16 protein-coding genes and 1 tRNA gene are annotated in these 18,427 nt (G+C 70.3%); 7 read left to right on the top strand and 10 right to left on the bottom strand.

The features are described from left to right. The first annotated feature begins 20 nt into the window (after positions 1–20). The 6 genes from ACFUJR_RS14155 to ACFUJR_RS14130 all read left to right on the top strand — a co-directional run bounded on the left by ACFUJR_RS14155 (position 21) and on the right by ACFUJR_RS14130 (position 5,952). Positions 21–983, top strand: coding sequence for an ABC transporter ATP-binding protein (locus tag ACFUJR_RS14155; protein ID WP_383163754.1), 963 nt, complete (start codon positions 21–23; stop codon positions 981–983). Further along, a complete protein-coding gene (locus tag ACFUJR_RS14150) occupies positions 980–1,876 on the top strand; it encodes an ABC transporter permease (RefSeq protein WP_383163656.1) in 897 nt (298 codons plus the stop codon). Before ACFUJR_RS14155 ends, ACFUJR_RS14150 begins: the two co-directional genes overlap by 4 nt. After that, entirely contained in the window at positions 1,873–2,784 is a 912-nt protein-coding gene (locus ACFUJR_RS14145; RefSeq protein WP_383163658.1) for an ABC transporter ATP-binding protein, read from the top strand. Before ACFUJR_RS14150 ends, ACFUJR_RS14145 begins: the two co-directional genes overlap by 4 nt. Before the next feature lie 14 nt (positions 2,785–2,798). Next, positions 2,799–3,518, top strand: coding sequence for an ABC transporter permease subunit (locus ACFUJR_RS14140; protein WP_352188593.1), 720 nt, complete (start codon positions 2,799–2,801; stop codon positions 3,516–3,518). Between the two features lie 481 nt (positions 3,519–3,999). Continuing rightward, entirely contained in the window at positions 4,000–5,403 is a 1,404-nt protein-coding gene (gene lpdA / locus ACFUJR_RS14135) for a dihydrolipoyl dehydrogenase (RefSeq protein ID WP_383163660.1), read from the top strand. Positions 5,404–5,867: 464 nt separating this feature from the next. Next, positions 5,868–5,952: transfer RNA gene (locus tag ACFUJR_RS14130), tRNA-Ser, on the top strand. Positions 5,953–6,002: 50 nt separating this feature from the next. Here the strand turns inward: ACFUJR_RS14130 and ACFUJR_RS14125 are convergent. The 9 genes from ACFUJR_RS14125 to ACFUJR_RS14085 form a co-directional block, all read right to left on the bottom strand. Next, on the bottom strand, positions 6,003–6,809 hold the full coding sequence (locus ACFUJR_RS14125) for an HAD family hydrolase (RefSeq protein WP_383163662.1): 807 nt from the start codon (positions 6,807–6,809) through the stop codon (positions 6,003–6,005). Beyond that, entirely contained in the window at positions 6,806–8,095 is a 1,290-nt protein-coding gene (gene serS / locus ACFUJR_RS14120) for a serine--tRNA ligase (RefSeq protein ID WP_383163664.1), read from the bottom strand. Before serS ends, ACFUJR_RS14125 begins: the two co-directional genes overlap by 4 nt. A 562-nt stretch (positions 8,096–8,657) precedes the next feature. Then, positions 8,658–9,593 carry a prephenate dehydratase gene (gene pheA, locus ACFUJR_RS14115; protein WP_383163666.1) on the bottom strand — a complete coding sequence of 312 codons (936 nt, stop codon included), beginning with the start codon at positions 9,591–9,593 and terminating at the stop codon, positions 8,658–8,660. Between the two features lie 27 nt (positions 9,594–9,620). Next, positions 9,621–10,901, bottom strand: coding sequence for an iron uptake transporter deferrochelatase/peroxidase subunit (gene efeB / locus ACFUJR_RS14110; protein WP_383163668.1), 1,281 nt, complete (start codon positions 10,899–10,901; stop codon positions 9,621–9,623). A 5-nt stretch (positions 10,902–10,906) separates the two neighbouring features. Beyond that, a complete protein-coding gene (locus ACFUJR_RS14105) occupies positions 10,907–12,976 on the bottom strand; it encodes a copper resistance protein CopC (RefSeq protein WP_383163670.1) in 2,070 nt (689 codons plus the stop codon). Between the two features lie 25 nt (positions 12,977–13,001). Then, entirely contained in the window at positions 13,002–13,478 is a 477-nt protein-coding gene (locus tag ACFUJR_RS14100; protein WP_383163672.1) for a copper chaperone PCu(A)C, read from the bottom strand. Further along, positions 13,475–14,140 (bottom strand): SCO family protein, encoded by a 666-nt coding sequence (locus ACFUJR_RS14095; RefSeq protein WP_383163757.1) that lies wholly within the window; start codon positions 14,138–14,140, stop codon positions 13,475–13,477. Before ACFUJR_RS14095 ends, ACFUJR_RS14100 begins: the two co-directional genes overlap by 4 nt. 96 nt (positions 14,141–14,236) lie before the next feature. Beyond that, complete coding sequence (locus tag ACFUJR_RS14090) at positions 14,237–14,989, bottom strand: YcnI family protein (RefSeq protein ID WP_383163674.1); 753 nt, start codon at positions 14,987–14,989, stop codon at positions 14,237–14,239. 124 nt (positions 14,990–15,113) lie between these two features. After that, on the bottom strand, positions 15,114–15,911 hold the full coding sequence (locus tag ACFUJR_RS14085) for a hypothetical protein (RefSeq protein ID WP_383163676.1): 798 nt from the start codon (positions 15,909–15,911) through the stop codon (positions 15,114–15,116). Between the two features lie 290 nt (positions 15,912–16,201). Here ACFUJR_RS14085 and ACFUJR_RS14080 point away from each other — a divergent pair, with 290 nt between their 5' ends. After that, positions 16,202–16,648 carry an ATP-binding protein gene (locus tag ACFUJR_RS14080; protein ID WP_383163678.1) on the top strand — a complete coding sequence of 149 codons (447 nt, stop codon included), beginning with the start codon at positions 16,202–16,204 and terminating at the stop codon, positions 16,646–16,648. Between the two features lie 98 nt (positions 16,649–16,746). Here the strand turns inward: ACFUJR_RS14080 and ACFUJR_RS14075 are convergent, their stop codons facing one another. Then, positions 16,747–18,204 (bottom strand): aminopeptidase P family protein, encoded by a 1,458-nt coding sequence (locus tag ACFUJR_RS14075; RefSeq protein WP_383163680.1) that lies wholly within the window; start codon positions 18,202–18,204, stop codon positions 16,747–16,749. Positions 18,205–18,427 lie beyond the last annotated feature (223 nt).

Below are 18,427 nucleotides of genomic sequence, written 5' to 3'. Positions count from 1 at the left end.
ACTACCTTCGAACCGTGACTGTGATCGCCACCGAAAGCCTCAGCAAGCGGTTCCCCCGGGTGACCGCTCTCGACCGGCTCTCCCTGGACATCGGGCCCGGTGTGACCGGACTGGTGGGTGCCAACGGAGCCGGCAAGTCCACGATGATCAAAATCCTCCTGGGCCTGTCCCCCGCCACGGAGGGCAGTGCCCACGTGCTCGGCCTGGACGTCGCGACCTCCGGCGCGCAGATCCGTGAGCGGGTGGGATACATGCCCGAGCACGACTGCCTCCCGCCGGACGTCTCGGCGACCGAGTTCGTCGTCCACATGGCGCGGATGTCGGGCCTGCCCGCCACCGCCGCCCGCGAGCGGACGGCCGACACCCTGCGCCACGTCGGTCTGTACGAGGAGCGGTACCGCCCCATCGGCGGCTACTCGACCGGTATGAAGCAGCGGGTGAAGCTGGCCCAGGCGCTGGTCCACGACCCGCAGCTGGTCCTCCTCGACGAGCCGACCAACGGCCTCGATCCGGTCGGCCGCGACGAGATGCTCGGCCTGATCCGCCGGATCTGGACCGACTTCGGCATCTCGGTGCTCGTCACCTCCCACCTCCTCGGCGAGCTGGAGCGCACCTGCGACCACGTCGTGGTCATCGACGGCGGCCGGCTGCTGCGTTCCAGCTCCACCAGCGATTTCACCCAGATCACCACGACCCTCGCGGTCGAGGTCACCGACTCCGACACCCATCCCGACGGCGCCCAGGCGCTGCGCGCCGCGCTCGCCGCCGCGGGCGTCACGCTCCACGAGGGTCTTGAGGACGGGCTGCCCGGCGCCAGCCACATCCTCCTGGTGGAGGCCGTGGGCGAGGAGACGTACGACCTCGTCCGTGACACCGTCGCCGACCTCGGCCTCGGTCTCGTACGGATGGAGCAGCGGCGGCACCACATCGCCGAGGTCTTCCGCCCCGACGCCCAGCAGCAGGAGGAGGTGCCGGCGCGATGAGCTCCCAGGCCCCCGACACCACACAGATCCACAACATCGGCTACCGCGACTACGACGGGCCGCGCCTCGGCCGCGCCTACGCGCGCCGCGCGCTCTTCTCCCAGTCGCTGCGCGGAGCGTACGGACTGGGCCGCAGCGCCAAGTCCAAGGTGCTGCCGATGCTGCTGTTCGCGGTGATGTGCGTGCCCGCGCTGATCATCGTCGCCGTCGCGGTCGTCACCAAGTCGTCGAAGCTGCCGATCGAGTACACCCAGTACGCGATCTTCCTCCAGATGGTGATCGCCATCTTCCTGGCCGCGCAGGCACCCCAGTCGGTCTCCCGTGACCTGCGGTTCCGCACCATGCCGCTCTACTTCGCCCGCCCCATCGAGCGCGTGGACTACGTGCTCGCCAAGTACGGCGCGATGGCCTCCGCGATGTTCATCCTCACCGTCTCCCCGCTGCTGATCCTCTGGATCGGCTCGCTGCTCGCCAAGATGGACTTCGCCGAGCAGACACAGATGCTGGGCCAGGGCCTCGTCTCCGTGACGCTCCTTTCGCTGCTCTTCGGCGGCATCGGCCTCGTCATGGCCGCGCTCACCCCGCGCCGCGGCTTCGGAGTCGCCGCCGTCATCGCCGTCCTGGTGATCTCCTACGGCGCGGTCTCCACCCTCCAGGGCATCGCCTACGGCACGGACAACGTCGGCGCCGTCAAGTGGATCGGCCTGTTCTCGCCGATCACCCTCATCGGCGGAGTGCAGGACGCCTTCCTCGGCGCTCCGACCGCCGCCCCCGGCGGGGAGGCCGCAGCGCCCGGGACCGCGGTCGGTGTGATCTATCTGCTGGTCGTCCTCGCGCTGATCGCCGGCTCGTACGGAGTCCTGATGCGCCGCTACCGAAAGGTCGGGCTGTGACAACGCTCAACATCGACCACACCTCGCGGTGGTTCGGCAACGTCGTGGCCGTGAACGACGTCACGATGACCATCGGCCCGGGCGTCACCGGCCTCCTCGGCCCCAACGGCGCCGGGAAGTCCACCCTCATCAACATGATGGGCGGCTTCCTCGCCCCCTCCACGGGCACGGTCACCCTCGACGGCGCGGCGATCTGGCGCAACGAGTCCGTCTACCGGCAGATCGGCGTCGTGCCCGAGCGGGAGGCGATGTACGACTTCCTCACCGGGCGTGAGTTCGTCGTCGCCAACGCCGAGTTGCAGGGCCTGGGCGACAAGGAGGCCCAGCACGCGCTCGCCACGGTCGAGATGGAGTACGCGCAGGACCGCAAGATCGCGACCTACAGCAAGGGCATGCGCCAGCGCGTGAAGATGGCCTCCGCCCTCGTCCACGACCCGTCCGTGCTCCTGCTGGACGAGCCCTTCAACGGCATGGACCCGCGTCAGCGGATGCAGCTGATGGACCTGCTGCGCCGCATGGGCTCCGCGGGGCGCACGGTGCTCTTCTCCTCGCACATCCTGGAGGAGGTCGAGCAGCTCGCCTCGCACATCGAGGTGATCGTGGCCGGGCGGCACGCGGCCTCCGGCGACTTCCGCAAGATCCGCCGGCTGATGACGGACCGGCCGCACCGCTATCTCGTACGGTCCAGCGACGACCGGGCGCTCGCGGCCGCGCTGATCGCCGACCCGTCCACGTCCGGCATCGAGGTCGACCTCGCCGAAGGGGCCCTGCGCATCCAGGCGGTGGACTTCGGTCGCTTCACGGAGCTGCTGCCCCGGGTCGCCCGGGCGCAGGGGATCCGGCTGCTGACGGTCTCGCCCTCGGACGAGTCCCTCGAATCGGTCTTCTCGTACCTCGTAGCGGCCTGAAAGGAGCCTGACCGATGTACAACCCCACAGTCGCCCGGCTCACCTACCGGGCCCTCCTCGGCCGCCGGCGGGCGCTGATCCTCTTCCTGCTGCCCGCGCTCCTGCTGGCGATCGCCGCGGCGGTACGGGTGTTCAACGGCGCCGACGACCAGGTCGCGGCCGACGTCCTCGGCGGTTTCGCGCTCGCCACGATGGTGCCGCTGATCGGCGTCATCGCCGGAACGGGCGCGATCGGCCCCGAGATCGACGACGGTTCCATCGTCTATCTGCTGTCCAAGCCGGTGAAACGGCCGTCGATCATCTTCACCAAGCTGATCGTCGCGATCGCCGTGACGATGGTCTTCTCGGCGGTACCGACCTTCATCGCCGGGATGATCCTCAACGGCAACGGCCAGCAGGTGGCGGTGGCGTACACCGTCGCGGCGCTGGTCGCCTCCATCGCGTACAGCGCGCTCTTCCTGCTGCTGGGCACGGTCAGCCGCCATGCGGTGGTCATCGGGCTGGTCTACGCGCTGGTCTGGGAGGCCCTGTTCGGCTCGCTGATCTCCGGAGCGAAGACGCTGAGCGTGCAGCAGTGGTCGCTCGCGGTCGCCCAGAAGGTCAGTGGCGAGGGTCTCATCACCTCGGACGTCGGCCTGGCGACGGCGGTGTCGCTGCTGATCGGTGTGACGGTCCTCGCGACCTGGTACGCGGGCCAGAAGCTGCGGACGCTGAAGCTGGCGGGTGAGGAGTAGGACGCGTAGGACGAAGCGACGCACCGAGGCCCCCGCGGGAGGCCGGGTGCGTCGCCGAGTGAGGCTCGGTGGGCCTCCGAGCGGGCCCCTCCGAGCGTTCTCGGACCGGCCCTCCGAGGGGCCCCTCCGAGCGGGCCCTCCAAGCGTTCTTGGAACGGCCCTCCGCTCGGGCCTCGCTCCTGCCTCGGGTGGGTCAGACCTTGCGGTCTCCGGCCGTGAGCAGGCCCCCACCAGGGCGGTCGCGCAGACGCCCAGGACCAGGACGATCGACACCGTCCACGAGCCGGTGGCCTGGTGTACCGCGCCGACGACCAGCGGCCCGGCCACCGCGAGCAGACAGCCGACGGGCCTGCGACACTTCGCCATGATCGACCCGGTCGCCCGGTCGTCCTACGACTGGCTCTCGGGCCCTCCGAGGAGTGCCGGACTACTGTGGCTCCGTACGGGACACGAACACCCTCACCACCCTCGGGAGTCAGTCATGTCAGACCGCTTCGACGTCGTCGTACTCGGAGCTGGCCCCGGCGGCTACGTCGCCGCCATCCGTGCCGCCCAGCTGGGCAAGCGGGTCGCGGTCGTCGAAGAGAGGTACTGGGGCGGTGTCTGCCTGAACGTCGGCTGCATCCCCACCAAGGCGCTGCTGCGCAACGCCGAACTCGCCCACATCTTCAACCACGAGGCCAAGACCTTCGGCATCAAGGTCGACGGCACGGTCTCCTTCGACTACGGCGAGGCGTTCAGCCGCAGCCGCTCGGTCGCGGACGGCCGGGTCAAGGGCGTCCACTTCCTCATGAAGAAGAACGGCATCACGGAGTTCGACGGCCGCGGCACGTTCGTCGACGCGAACACGATGCAGGTCGCCAAGTCCGACGGCACCACGCAGACGATCACCTTCGACAACTGCATCATCGCCACCGGCGCCACCCCGCGCCTGCTGCCGGGCACCGCCCTCAGCGAGCGCGTCGTGACGTACGAGGAGCAGATCCTCGCCGAGGACGTGCCGCAGTCGATCGTCATCGCCGGTGCCGGCGCGATCGGCATCGAGTTCGCCTACGTCCTGCACAACTACGGCGTGAAGGTCACCATCGTCGAGTTCCTCGACCGGATCGCCCCGCTGGAGGACGCGGACGTCTCCAAGGAGCTGGCCAAGCAGTACCGCAAGCTCGGCATCGACGTCCTCACCTCCACCCGCGTCGAGGCGATCGACGAGTCCGGCCCGCAGGTCCGCGTCACCGTCACAGGCAAGGACGGCGCGCAGAAGGTCCTGGAGGCCGACAAGGTCCTGCAGGCCATCGGCTTCGCCCCGAACGTCTCCGGCTACGGCCTGGAGACCACCGGTGTGGCGCTCACCGAGCGCGGCGCGATCGAGGTCGACGGCCGCTGCCGTACCAACGTGCCGCACATCTACGCCATCGGCGACGTGACCGCGAAGCTCATGCTCGCGCACACCGCCGAGTCCATGGGCGTCGTCGCCGCCGAGACCATCGGGGACGCCGAGACCATGGAACTCGACTACCCGATGATCCCGCGCGCCACCTACTGCCAGCCGCAGATCGCCAGCTTCGGCTGGACCGAGGCGCAGGCGCGGGAGAAGGGGTACGACGTCAAGGTCGCGAAGTTCCCGTTCACCGCGAACGGCAAGGCGCACGGCCTCGGCGACTCCACCGGCTTCGTGAAGATCATCGCCGACGCGCAGTACGGCGAGATCATCGGCGCCCACCTGATCGGCCCCGACGTCACCGAGCTGCTGCCCGAGCTGACGCTGGCCCAGCAGTGGGACCTGACGGTCCACGAGGTCGCGCGGAACGTCCACGCGCACCCGACGCTGGGCGAGGCCGTGAAGGAAGCCGTCCACGGTCTTGCCGGACACATGATCAATTTCTGAGAACCCTCCCGGCGCGGGGTACAGGCACTGAAACGTGCCGAGTGAAACCCTCCCCGGTGGTGCTACGCCGGGTGGCGAACCGTCCCGACCGTCAGGTCGTGGGTGCGTTCGTCACCCGGTACGCGTCTGTGGCCGCTCGTCATCGCGATCACCAGCATCGTCATCGGATCCGGGGCACGCGATCTCTCTCGCCATCGGGCCGGCCTGCCTGCTGCTGACATGAGACATGCCGGACGGAAAACCGTTGGCTTCCGAACCTTCCCCGCGCGCACACTGGTTGTGCGGGAGACGCCCGCCGATGAGGCCGCCGGGCCGGCCGCGAGACCGGGGAGGAGCACGATGACGACCGACACCAGTTCGAGCCGGAGTTCGAGTCCGTCGAGCTCCCTGCAGGGCGGCGCCCCCTAGCGCCGCCGGGGCGGCCGCTTCGAGCGCGCGGGTTCTCCGCGTGAGGCCGCCCACCTGGAGGATTGGCCGAGCGGTAAGGCACTGGCTTGCTAAGCCATGGTCGGGGTCACCCCCGCGCGCGTTCGATTCGCGCATCCTCCGCGCCACGCATGGTCCTACGCCTGCGCCTGTGCCTACGCCTGCGCCTGCACCTACGCCTGCAGCAGGCGCTCCAGCACCACCGCGATGCCGTCGTCCTCGTTCGAGGCCGTCACCTCGTCCGCGACCGCCTTCAGGGATTCGTGCGCGTTCGCCATCGCCACACCCCGTGCCGCCCAGCCGAACATCGGGATGTCGTTCGGCATGTCGCCGAAGGCGATCGTCTCCGCCGCCTTCACACCGAGCCTGCGCGCCGCGAGCGAGAGGCCGGTTGCCTTGCTCAGACCCAGCGGGAGGATCTCCACGATCCCCGGCCCCGCCATGACCACGTCCACCAGGCTGCCTGCCGTGTGCCGTGCGGCGCCCGCCAGTTCGTCGTCCGACAGCGTGGGGTGCTGGATGTAGAGCTTGTTCAGCGGGGCGGACCACAGCTCCGCCGGGTCCTCGAAGGGCACGAACGGCAGCGGCCCCTCCTGCACCCGGTAGTCGGGGCTGACCAGCACCTCGCCGTCCAGGCCGTCCCTGCTCGCCGCCAGGGCCAGCGGGCCCACCTCGGCCTCGATCTTCGACAGCGCCAGGCCGGCCAGCTGCCGGTCCAGGGTGACCGAGGTCAGCAGCCGGTGCTCGCCCGCGTGGTAGACCTGCGCGCCCTGACCGCAGACCGCGAGTCCCTCGTAGCCGAGGTCGTCGAGGATGTGCCGCGTCCAGGGGACGGACCGGCCGGTGACGACGATGTGCGCCGCCCCCGCCGCCACCGCGGCGGCGAGAGCGTCACGCGTCCGCTCCGAGACGGACTCGTCGGCGCGCAGCAGCGTGCCGTCGAGGTCCGTCGCGACGAGCTTGTACGGGAAGGAACTCACCGGGAGATCGGCTCCAGGACCTCGCGGCCACCCAGGTACGGCCGGAGCACCTCGGGCACCCGCACCGAACCGTCCGGGAGCTGGTGGTTCTCGAGGATCGCCACGATCGTGCGCGGTACGGCGCACAGCGTGCCGTTCAGCGTCGCCAGCGGCTGGACGACCTTCTTGCCGCCCCGCTCGTCGCGCATCCGTACGGACAGGCGGCGTGCCTGGAAGCCGTCGCAGTTCGACGCGGAGGTCAGCTCGCGGTACTTGCCCTGCGTCGGGATCCAGGCCTCGCAGTCGAACTTGCGCGAGGCGGAGGAGCCGAGGTCGCCGGTGGCCACGTCGATGACCTGGAAGGGCAGCTCAAGGCTGGTCAGCCACTGCTTCTCCCACTCCAGGAGCCGCTTGTGCTCGTTCTCGGCGTCCTCCGGGGCGACGTACGAGAACATCTCGACCTTGTCGAACTGGTGGACCCGGAAGATGCCCCGGGTGTCCTTGCCGTAGGTGCCGGCCTCGCGGCGGAAGCACGGCGAGAAGCCGGCGTAGCGCAGCGGAAGTTTGTCCGCGTCGATGATCTCGTCCATGTGGTACGCGGCGAGCGGTACCTCGGACGTACCGACGAGGTAGAAGTCGTCCTTCTCCAGGTGGTACACGTTCTCCGCGGCCTGGCCGAGGAAGCCGGTGCCCTCCATGGCACGCGGGCGGACCAGCGCCGGCGTCAGCATCGGGATGAACCCGGCCTCGGTCGCCTGCGCGATCGCCGCGTTGACGAGGGCCAGCTCCAGCAGGGCGCCGACACCCGTCAGGTAGTAGAAGCGCGAGCCGGAGACCTTGGCGCCCCGCTCGACGTCGATGGCACCCAGCGCCTCGCCCAGCTCCAGGTGGTCCTTGGGCTCGAAGCCCTCGGCCGCGAAGTCGCGGATCGTGCCGTGTGTCTCAAGGACGACGAAGTCCTCCTCGCCGCCGACGGGCACGTCCGTGTGGACGATGTTGCCGAGCTGGAGCAGGAGCGCGCGGGCGGTCTCGTCGGCCTCGTTCTGCTCGGCCTCGGCGGCCTTGACGTCGGCCTTGAGCTGCTCGGCCTTCTGCAGGAGCTCGGCGCGCTCCTCGGGGGAGGCCTTGGGGATCAGCTTGCCGAGCGCCTTCTGCTCGGATCGGAGCTCGTCGAAGCGGACGCCGGACGACCTGCGCCGCTCATCGGCGGAGAGCAGGGCGTCGACGAGCTCGACGTCCTCTCCACGGGCGCGCTGGGAGGCGCGAACACGGTCGGGGTCCTCACGGAGCAGGCGAAGGTCAATCACCCCACCAGGCTACCGGTGCGTGCTCGGCCCACCCCACCCGATATAGCCGTGCGTGTCGCTATGCCCGAATTGCCGGTATTGGGAAATGCTCTCCCTATTCGTCAATAAACAGGACAGGGGCCCCCGAAAAGGGGCGGACCGGCACGCGCGGCTGACCGAACCGCCCTGTGCGGACACGGACTTCTCCACAGCGGATGCGTGCCTCGCGGAGTTTTCCACAGGCTGTGCGGAACTTCTGTGGATGATGAACGAATTTCTGGGCGCAATCATGATCAAACCACCCCCGGACACTCTTCCGAGTGGGAATTCCTCGCTCTCGCTCGCCCTAAAGAGTTGATCAACGGAATGGGGGTGACGTGAGGCGAGCTGCGCCCTGTGGGTGACAGGGAGCCGACTGGGGCGATTTGTCGACCTCACTCCCCAGCCATATCGACTTGTCCCCAGGTTGAGCGCACAGCCTGTGGATAACTATGTGGGTGGAAGGAAAATATGCAGGTAGGACTAATGGTTCGTGCCTGTGGACGACCGCCCCCGGCGACCGAGGCGATGGGGCACGATCAGGTCAGGCCCGACCGTCCTGGGCCCTCGCCAGCCAATCGGAGGCCGCCATGAACTCCGCGTCCGACGTCCCGCGCCGCAGCGCCCGTACGTCCTCCACCGCGACGCCCGCCCGCGGGTACGAACCGAGGAACCGCACCTTCGGGCAGATCCGCTTCAGACCCATGAGCGCCTCGCCCACACGCCGGTCCGAGACATGGCCCTCGGCGTCCACGGCGAAGCAGTAGTTGCCGATCCCCGCGCCCGTCGGACGGGACTGGATCAGCATCAGGTTGACCCCGCGCACCGCGAATTCCTGGAGCAGCTCAAGGAGGGCACCCGGATGGTCATCACCCAGCCACAGCACCAGCGACGTCTTGTCCGCGCCGGTCGGCGCCGCGGGCCGCGCCGGACGGCCCACCAGGACGAACCTGGTCTCGGCGTTCTCCGCGTCATGGATCTCGGTGACCAGGGCCTCCAGGCCATAGGTCACCGCCGCGAACTCGCCGGCGAAGGCCGCGTCGAACCGGCCCTCCTGCACCAGTCGGGCCCCGTCCGCGTTCGAGGCCGCCGACTCCCACAGGGCCTCGGGCAGGTGGCCGCGCAGCCAGTTCCGTACCTGCGGCTGCGCCACGGGGTGACCGGTGACCGTCTTGATCTCGGACAGCTTGGTGCCCGGCCGGACGAGCAGCGCGAAGGCGATCGGCAGGACCACCTCGCGATAGATCATCAGCGGTTCGCCGGAGGCCAGCTCGTCCAGCGTCGCGGTGACGCCACCCTCCACCGAGTTCTCGATCGGTACGAGAGCGGCGGCTGCCTCTCCGTTGCGTACTGCGTCCAGCGCGGCGGGCACGGAGACCATCGGGACGAGTTCCCTGGTCGCGGCCTCGGGCAGCGTACGCAGCGCGGCCTCCGTGAACGTGCCTTCGGGGCCGAGATACGTATACCGGGTGGCTGACATACGGTCACCCTAATAGGCGCCCGGCTTTCAGGACTCCAGAAGCCGCTGGCCCACGTACTCGCCCTCCGCCGCCCCGCCCGGCACGGCGAAGAGGCCGCTCGCCTCGTGCCGGAGGAAAGGGGAGAGCGCGTCGCCCCGGTCGAGCTTCCGCTGGACGGGCACGAAGCCCCTGAGCGGGTCGGCCTGCCAGCAGATGAAGAGCAGCCCGGCGTCGGGGGTGCCGTCAGGTGCGATGCCGTCGTGGAAGGAGAAGGGGCGGCGCAGCATGGCGGCTCCGCCGTTCTGTTCGGGGGCGGAGATCCGGGAGTGGGCGTTGTCCGGGATCACGAGCTTGCCGTCGGGTCCGGTCTTGTCGAGGTCGAGTTCGGTGGTCTCCGTCCCTCCGGTGAGCGGGGCTCCGTCGGACTTACGGCGGCCGATGACCTTCTCCTGCTTGTCGAGGGGGAGCTTCTCCCAGTCGTCGAGCAGCATGCGGATCCGGCGGACGACCGCGTACGAGCCTCCGGCCATCCACTCCTGCGCTCCGGACGGGCCGGTGCCGCCTCCGGCGGGGACGAAGACGCGCTGGTCGAAGTCGGGGTCGGACGGCTTGGGGTTGCCGGTTCCGTCCACCTGGCCCATGAGGTTGCGGGCGGTCATCGGCCTGGCCGTGGCGCCTGCGGACCGGTTGAAGCCGTTCATCTGCCAGCGGACGGTGGCGGCCGCGCCGGCGTCCTTCTGCAGGGCGCGCAGGGCATGGAAGGCGACCAGCGCGTCGTCGGCGCCGATCTGCACCCACAGGTCTCCCTCGGACCGCTTGGGGTCGAGAGCGTCGGCGGAGAAGGCGGGCAGCGCGTCCAGCTGCGCGGGGCGGCGGGCGGTGAGTCCCGTACGGCCGAAGAAGGAGTGGCCGAAGCCGAAGGTGACCGTCAGGGAGGAGGGTCCGGCGTCCAGGGCGATGCCGGTGTCGTCGGTCGACGGTTCGCCCGCCATCAGGGCCTTGGCCGTCGCCGACCAGCGGCGCAGCAGTGCTGCGGCCTCCTTGCGGCCGGCTCCGGGCGCGAGGTCGAAGGCGATCAGATGGCCCCGTGCCTGAAGCGGAGTGGTGATCCCCGCTTGATGTTTCCCGTGAAACATCGCCTGGGTGGAGCCGACCGTCGTCAGTGCCGTCCCGTCGCCGGCCGAAGAGGCGGAGGTGCCGGAGTCGGCGACCGCCGCGTACACCCCGGTACCGCCCGCCGCGCCGAGGGCGAGACCGGCCGCGCTCGCCGCGCCGACCGTGCCGAGAAGCCGTCGGCGGGAGATCTCAAGGTTGTCGTCGTTGCTCACGTCGGTCAGCCGATCTTCACGTTCTTGTCGATGGTGGTCTGGTCGATGTCGGAGGTGCGGACGGTCACCTGGATCTGCCAGTCCCCGGCCATCGGAATCTGCACTCCGTTGGCGCTCCAGTGTCCGGCCTGGATCCGCTCGGGGACGACGGGCAGCGGGCCGACGTCCTTCGCCTTCAGGGTGAAGGCGACCTTGATCTCGGGAAGGTCCAGGGGTCGGCCGTCGGGGTCGTCGACGAAGAGGTGCAGGACGTTGGCACCCGTCCGGCCGGGGTCGAGGCTGAGCCGGACGGTCCCCTTGCCCGCGGCGCCTCCGGTGTCGAAGGGCAGCCGGATGTCGACGGGCCGCTCGGGGACGGCGGTCGAGCCGGAGGCGGACTGCGAGCGTCCCGACTCCTCCTCCGTGCGTCCGGGTTCGGTCGAGGTCAGGACGGTCGTCACGGCGAGCAGGACGACAGCGACGACGGCTTCGGTCAGGACGGAGCGTCGCAGGCCGGTGCGCTCGGGGTCGGCGTCCCGGTCCCGCTTCGTGCGGGCGGTGGCGACGGCGGCGCGCTGCCGGGCGAGCTGGGCGGCCCGCTCGGGGCCGACGGCCTCTTCCTGAGCGGCCTCTTCCTGAGCGGTCCCGTTCTCAGTGGTCCCATTCTCAGCGGCCCGTTCCCGGTCGTCCGCTCCCGGGTCGTCCTCTGCGGCGGTGGTCTGCGTGGTGTCCTCCGCCTCGGGGGCCTCCTCGGCCTCCTCGGCCTCCTCGGCTTCCTCGGCTTCCTCGGCTTCCTCGGCTTCCTCGGCTTCCTCGGGTTCCTCGGGTTCCTCGGCCTGCTCGGACGCCGTCGGGTCGCCGAGGCGCTGGGTCCAGCGTCGGGACACCCAGGCGATGCCGACCAGGACGGCCACGAGCCCGATCTTGGCCAGGAGCAGCCGGCCGTAGGACGTGCCGGTCAGGGCGGACCAGGAGCCGACCTGACGCCAGGACTGGTAGAGCCCGGTGGCCGCGAGGACGACGACCGAGCCGAAGGCGATCTTCGAGAAGCGTTCCACCGCCGCCCGCTCGATGCCCGGCGCCCGGTAGAGCGCGACGAGCAGGGCGGTCAGTCCGCCGAGCCAGGACGCCACGGCCAGCAGGTGCAGCAGGTCGACGGGCATCGCGATCGCCGGCTGGATGCCGGTGGACGCGTGCTCGGCGAGGGCCCAGGTGCCGGCGATTCCGGCGGCGACCACGGTGCCGCCGATCGCGAGACCGAAGGTGAGGTCCTTCTTCTCCTTCTCGTCCGTCCGCTTGGTGTACGTCCCGAAGAGCACGGCGATGAAGAGCGCCGCGGCGCCGAGCAGCAGCAGCCGGGAGATGAGCGCGGCGCCCGTCTTCGTCTCCAGGACAGAGCCCAGCCCGCCGAGGTCGAAGGCGTCGGCGAGTTCGCCGGAGCCGGTGTACGGGTTGCGGAGCAGCAGCATGGCCAGGGTGGCCGCGGTCAGGGTGAGCCAGCCCCTGACGACGAGCCGCTGAAGGGCCTGGACGCTCGCGCCGTGCGGCCAGCAGGCGAGGACGAAGGCGCCGCCGCCGACGAGGACGACGAAACCTCCGTACGAGAGATAGCGGGCGATGCCGTAGAGCGCGCCGACGAGTCCGCCGCCGACCTCCTGGTCGGGGAGGGCGACGGTGGTCTGGGAGGGGGCGCCGATGGAGAAGGTGAAGGCGCCCGCGATGGGGTGGCTGTCGGCGGAGACGGTCTGCCAGGCGACGGTGTACGTACCTTCGGGCAGCCCGGCACGGAGTCCGACCCCGTATCTGACGATCGAGCCGCTGCACAGGTCGCGTATCTCGGAGGTGTCCACGCGGTTGCCCGCCGGGTCGAGGACCCGGATCGAGTCGTCGCTCATGGCGACCTGCTCGGAGAAGGTGAGGTTGACGTCCTGGGGGGCGGTGGCGACCACCGCCCCGTCCTGCGGGTCGCTGCCGGTGAGCGCGGCATGCGCGGACGCGGGCGCCGCTGCGGCGAGCAGGGTGCCGAGAAGCGTGGCCGCGACGAGCAGCAGCCGAACCAGGGCGGTTCCGAGGCGCGGGGCGGTGGTGGTGGGCATGTGTGTCGTCAGTCCCTCAAGTAGCTCAGTGCTGCTTCGGGTTGTGGGTGGCGGCCTCGACGGGAAGGTCGACCTTGATGGGGTCTGACTTCTCGAAGTGCAGCTCGATGCTGACCTTCTCGCCCTGCTTCGGCTTGGTCTTCAGCGCCATGAACATGATGTGACTGCCACCACGTTCGAGCTTCAGCTCACCGTTCGCGGGGATGTCGAAGGACTTCACCTGCTGCATCTTCTGGTTCTTCGTCTCGTGGATCTGGACGTCGTCCGAGATCGGGCTCGTGACGGAGGTCAGCTTGTCCGCGGCGCCGCTGTCGTTCTTGATGGTCAGGAAGCCGCCTGCCATGTCCATCACGGGCTGCGGCATGAACGCGCCGCTGACCTTCAGTTCGGGCTTGCCGTCGGCTCCGGCGGCCCCGGCGGAACTGTCGGTCGAGCACCCGGTCAGCGCCAGCCCGGAGGTGAGGGCGAGGGCGGCGATCAGGGTGGTGGTGCGGCGGTTCACGGGTTCTCCCCCTTGATGAGCTTCGGCAGGTCCTTGGCGTAGTCCTCGACCCTCGTGTCCTCGCCGTACAGGACGTAGCCCTGGTCGGTCGTGGGCGAGAAGGCGATCACCTGGGCTCCGTGCATGGAGACGACCGAGCCGTCCTTCTCCTTCTTCGGCGGATCGATGCCGATGCCGATCTGACGGGCACCCGCCTGGATCGTGGTGAAGTCGCCGGTGAGCCCGACGAAGGACGGGTCTCCGGCGGCGGGCAGCCACTTGCCGAGTTCGGCCGGAGTGTCCCGCTCCGGGTCGGTGGTGACGAAGACGACCTGGAGCTTGTCCTGGTCGGCCTTGGGGAGCTGCTTCTTGGCGATGGCGATGTTGCTCATCGTCAGCGGGCAGACGTCGGGGCAGTGCGTGTAGCCGAAGTAGATCAGCGTCGGCTTGCCCTTGGTCTGCGCGCGAAGGTCGAACGGCTTGCCCTTGGTGTCCGTGAGGACGAGGTCGGGCTTGGTGAAGGGGCGGTCGAGGACGGTCGCCGCCCGGGTGCTGTCGCTGCCGCCGGAGACCTCGGCGACCGTTCCGCTGCCGGAGCCGGTGGCCTTGTCGTCTCCGACGCCGAGGCCGACCGCGGCCGTCACCACGGAGGCGGCGACGACTGCGGCGGCGGCGACGATCATGGGTGCGCGGCGGCTGGGCCGGGGGCGCGCGTCGGTGCTGGGATCGTTCGTCTTCTGGACGGACATGGAACTCGTTCTCTCGTGGTTCTTTTCGGTTCAGGCCGAGCGGCGGCGGCCGGCGAGCAGGCCGAAGGCGACGCCCGCGACGCCGACGAGGATGCCGACGATGCCGAGGACACGGGCCGTGGTGTCGCTGCTGCCGGAGTCGGCGGCGCTCTCGGTGTGGGCCTTGTCGCCCTTGGCCTCGTCCTTGGCCTTGTCGTCGTGGCCGGCCTTGTCGTCCGTCTTCGCGCCGGCGCCGTGGTGGTCGTCGCTCGCCGCGGAGAGCTTCAGCACGGGCGCGGGGTTCTGGAGTTCGGCGCCGTCCTTGGGCTCCTCGATCCAGCGGACGACCTCGTCGTTGTCGTACGTCTGGATGGCCTTGATGACGAGCTGGTCGGTGTCCTCCGGCAGCTGGCCGAGGGAGAGCGGGAACTGCTGGAACTGACCGGGGCCGATCTTCGCGCCGCCCTCGGCGGTCCACGTGACCTTGGTGACCGCCTCCTTGATGGTCTTGCCGTGCAGCTCCAGCGGCTTGGCGAGCGTGGACCTGGTGGTCTCGGCCTTCCAGCCCGGAACGGGCTGCGGCATCACCGAGGCGAGGGGGTGGTCGGCCGGGAAGTTGACCTCGACCTTGATGGTGGAGGCGTTGTCGCGCTCGTTGGGGACCTTGACGTTGACCGTGGCGTAGCCGCCCTTGGCGGCCTCGCCCTGGGGCTGGACGCCGACGTGCGCGAAGGCGGTGCCGGAGAGCAGCGCGACGGAGGAGAGGGCGATGCCGCCGGCGAGGGCGATACGGGAAACGTTCATGACTTCAGACACTCCAGCTCGTAAGAAGGGTCGGGGTTCCGGCACGCCGACGGCCGGAAGGGTGTGTTCCGGGTGGTGCGGGCGTACGACGGGCCGCGGGTCCGCTCTCGTTGAGCGGTCCGCGTCAGGCTGCGAGGACGCAGTCGGCGGCCGGGGGGCCGCGCCGGACGACCGTGTGCTGGAGTGCCTCGGCGCCGGTGGGCGGCGAGGTGTCGTCCGCGGTACGCGCGGGGCGCAGCGATCCGGCGGCCGGAAGCCCGGGGAGGCCGGCGAGCAGAGCCCGTACGAGAGTCAGCGCGGCGCGCAGGGAGCGGACGAGGGCGCATTCGGCGAGCTCGGTCGCCCCGTCGGTGGAGAGCCGGACGAGCCGGCCGAGGGCGAGGTCGCCGTGGCGCAGGAGCCAGCCGGTGGCGAGTGCGGCCAGGAGGTGGCCGAGCGCCATCGGCAGGTCGGGCAGGAGGTCGGCTCCGGCCGCTCCGGTCGCCAGGTGGGTGCCGTGGGCCGCGTGCGCGGTGACGGCGTCGGCCGGGTCGAGGCCGGCGTCGGTGATGATGCGGGTGGCGTCGGCGGCGCTCAGGGACGTCGCCCCGCCGCCACAGACGATCTTGGCGGCCATCCGGATCAGCGCGTCCTCGGTGACCGGGCCGAGGGAGCCGACCGAGAGCGGCCGCTGTCCGAGCCCGAACAGGACGTGCAGGCCGAGCTGTCCGCCGGCCAGCGCGGTGACGATGGCGGGGAGTGAGCGCTCCCGCCCGGCGAGGAGCACGGTGACGCCGAAGATCGTCAGGAATCCGACGGCCAATGTCCACAGGGCGATGCCCGCGCACGCGGCGAGGGCGTGCCCGAGTCCGGACAGCACGACGCAGACCGCGGTGAAGACCGCGGCCCTCAGCATGCGTGGCGCGAGCGCGGGGGCAGACATGGCGGGCCCATCATTGCACCAGCCCCATGCCTCACATGAGGCAGGTCCGGAAGATCACCTTTGGTGCCTTCGGGCCGACTTCGGACGGGGCGTCCGCCGGGGCGTCGGGCAGGTGAGGGGCGGTGCCTGGGGTGGGACCCCCGGGCCGGGCATACACCGGCGCGCGGCGTGTACACATCCGCCGAACGAGCGCTCTTGTGGTTGCGAGGGGCTTACGGGCCCCTTAGGGCGGCAATAGGTAACGGTATGTCGCGCCGCAGCATGTCGAGCCGCAGCCAGGAGGCTGAAGCATGAGCATCTGGTGGTCCCTCCATCTGAGGCGCGAGGCCGCGAGCGTTCCGCTCGCCCGGCGGCTGTTGCTCGGCACGATGGAGACGGCGGGGGTCGACCCCGACGTGTCCTACGAACTGTCGGTCGCTCTGACCGAGGCGTGCGCCAATGCCGTGGAGCACGGCGGGGACTCCGGTTCCGGCCCGGCCTCGGAGGAGTACCGGGTCACGGCCTATCTGGACGGCGAGACCTGCCGTATCGAGGTGGCCGACTCGGGGCCGGGCTTCTCCGGGACCGGGTTCCCGGTGACCTCCGCCGCCGCGGACGCCGAGAACGGGCGGGGTCTGCGGCTGATCGAGGAGCTGGCGGACCACGTCCACTTCGGCCGTACGGGACGAGGCGGGGCGCTGGTCAGCTTCGACAAGATCGTGAAGTGGCGGACGGACGCACCGCTCGCGCTGACCTGACCCGGTGTGATCTGACGAGGTGTACGAAAAGGCCTCCGCCGACCGTGACGTCCGCGGAGGCCTTCGTCGTACGCGCGCCTCGTGCGAAGCGCGGTGCGTCAGCCCTTCAGGCCGGCCATCCACGCCTCGACCTCGTCGGCCTGGCGCGGCAGCGAGGCGGAGAGGTTCCGGTTGCCGTCCTCCGTGACGAGGATGTCGTCCTCGATCCGGACGCCGATGCCCCGGTACTCCTCCGGCACGGTCAGGTCGTCGGCCTGGAAGTAGAGCCCCGGCTCGACGGTCAGGCACATGCCCGGCTCCAGGGTGGTGTCGACGTACGCCTCCGTGCGCGCGGCGGCGCAGTCGTGGACGTCCATGCCGAGCATGTGACCGGTGCCGTGCAGCGTCCAGCGGCGCTGCAGACCCAGCTCAAGCACACGGTCGACGGGGCCCTCGACCAGGCCCCACTCGACCAGCTTCTCGGCGAGCACGCGCTGGGCGGCGTCGTGGAAGTCGCGGTAGGCGGCGCCGGGCTTCACCGCCGCGATGCCCGCCTCCTGCGCCTCGTACACGGCGTCGTAGATCTTGCGCTGGAGTTCGGTGTACCTGCCGTTGATCGGCAGGGTGCGGGTCACGTCCGCGGTGTAGAGCTCGACCGTCTCGACGCCGGCGTCGAGGAGCAGCAGCTCGCCGGAGCGGACCGCGCCGTCGTTGCGGACCCAGTGGAGGGTGGTGGCGTGCGGGCCGGCGGCGCAGATGGAGCCGTAGCCGACGTCGTTGCCCTCGACGCGGGCGCGCAGGAAGAAGGTGCCTTCGATGTAGCGCTCGCTGGTGGCCTCGGCCTTGTCGAGGACCCTGACGACGTCCTCGAAGCCGCGGGCGGTGGAGTCGCAGGCCTTCTGGAGCTCGGCGATCTCGAAGGCGTCCTTGACGAGACGGGCCTCCGAGAGGAAGACGCGCAGCTCCTCGTCGCGCTCGGCGGTGACCTTGTCGGCCAGCGCGGCCTCGATGCCGGCGTCGTGGCCGCGGACGGCGCGGACCGGCCCGGTGGCCTCCTTGAGCGCGGCGGCCAGCTCGCGGACGTCCTTGGCCGGGATACCGAGGAGCTGCTCGGCCTCGGTCAGGGAGTGGCGGCGGCCGACCCACAGCTCGCCCTGGCCGTCGAGCCAGAACTCGCCGTTCTCACGGTCGGAGCGCGGCAGCAGGTAGATCGTCGCCTTGTGGCCGCTCTTCGTGGGCTCCAGGACGAGGACGCCGTCCTGCGACTGGTCGCCGGTGAGGTAGGCGTACTCGGTGGACGCGCGGAAGCTGTACTCGGTGTCGTTCGAGCGCGTCTTCAGGTTGCCGGCGGGGATGACGAGGCGCTCGCCGGGGAAGCGCGCGGAAAGCGCGGCGCGGCGGTCGGCGGTGTGCCGCGCCTGGGCGATCGGCTCCAGGCCGTGCAGCTCGGTGTCGGCCCAGCCGGACTTCATGTTCTCGGCGAGCTCGTCGGATACGCCCTGGTACAGGCCGTTCTTGCGCTGCTTGATCGGCTCTTCGGTCTCGTCCGGGGTTTCCGGGGTGAGCTCGTCTGCCACGGGGGTCTCCTTTGGTACGACACTGAACCCCCTCCATCGTACGGTCGTACGGAAGGGGGCCCAGGGCCGGAAGACCCATTACCGCTGAGTCACCTGCGGGCTACACGCGGCTCACGCGCGGCGGGCGCGTCGCCGGCGCGGGGCGCGGGGCGCGGGCGCGGTTCACCCGCGGCGGGCGCGGCGGGTGCGGCGCCCGCCGCGCGTGAGCAGCGGTCGAAGCGCC

The organism is Streptomyces sp. NPDC057271, assembly GCF_042668715.1.
In the GTDB taxonomy this organism is placed as follows: domain Bacteria; phylum Actinomycetota; class Actinomycetes; order Streptomycetales; family Streptomycetaceae; genus Streptomyces.
This window is presented reverse-complemented; position numbering and strand designations above follow the sequence as displayed.

Bases quoted from the DNA above. Each gene is read 5' to 3' on its own strand.
- pheA (WP_383163666.1), bottom strand. From the start codon at position 9,593: ATGTCAGCCACCCGGTATACGTATCTCGGCCCCGAAGGCACGTTCACG.
- ACFUJR_RS14085 (WP_383163676.1), bottom strand. From the start codon at position 15,911: ATGTCTGCCCCCGCGCTCGCGCCACGCATGCTGAGGGCCGCGGTCTTC.
- ACFUJR_RS14140 (WP_352188593.1), top strand. From the start codon at position 2,799: ATGTACAACCCCACAGTCGCCCGGCTCACCTACCGGGCCCTCCTCGGC.
- ACFUJR_RS14080 (WP_383163678.1), top strand. From the start codon at position 16,202: ATGAGCATCTGGTGGTCCCTCCATCTGAGGCGCGAGGCCGCGAGCGTT.
- ACFUJR_RS14095 (WP_383163757.1), bottom strand. From the start codon at position 14,140: ATGATCGTCGCCGCCGCCGCAGTCGTCGCCGCCTCCGTGGTGACGGCC.
- lpdA (WP_383163660.1), top strand. From the start codon at position 4,000: ATGTCAGACCGCTTCGACGTCGTCGTACTCGGAGCTGGCCCCGGCGGC.
- ACFUJR_RS14105 (WP_383163670.1), bottom strand. From the start codon at position 12,976: ATGCCCACCACCACCGCCCCGCGCCTCGGAACCGCCCTGGTTCGGCTG.
- ACFUJR_RS14150 (WP_383163656.1), top strand. From the start codon at position 980: ATGAGCTCCCAGGCCCCCGACACCACACAGATCCACAACATCGGCTAC.
- ACFUJR_RS14090 (WP_383163674.1), bottom strand. From the start codon at position 14,989: ATGAACGTTTCCCGTATCGCCCTCGCCGGCGGCATCGCCCTCTCCTCC.